Source organism: Pseudoalteromonas sp. P1-16-1b (assembly GCF_001401785.1).
GTDB lineage: Bacteria > Pseudomonadota > Gammaproteobacteria > Enterobacterales > Alteromonadaceae > Pseudoalteromonas > Pseudoalteromonas undina.
Window position 1 is genome coordinate 1 of sequence record NZ_LKGQ01000075.1, and the last position, 232, is coordinate 232.

Annotated in this window: 1 rRNA gene; it reads left to right on the forward strand. The window is 40.9% G+C overall.

Annotated elements, in window-relative coordinates:
* Positions 1 to 160: 160 nt before the first annotated feature.
* Positions 161 to 232, forward strand: a 5S ribosomal RNA gene (gene rrf, locus AN392_RS18250); the annotation flags it as partial.

Genomic DNA, 232 nt, shown 5'->3' on the forward strand with positions numbered 1-232 from the left:
AATTACCCGTGAGGCTTAACCATACAACGCCAAACGCGTTTTATGTGATAGTGAAACAAGCGAAGAAGTTAATATAACTAAAGTAGATACTTGAAGACTTTATTATCAGAATTCCAAATTTTAGTTAGTGCGTAGCGATACGAACTGACACCCAAATTTGCTTGGTGACAATAGCGTTTTGGACCCACCTGACCCCATGCCGAACTCAGTAGTGAAACGAAACAGCGCCGAT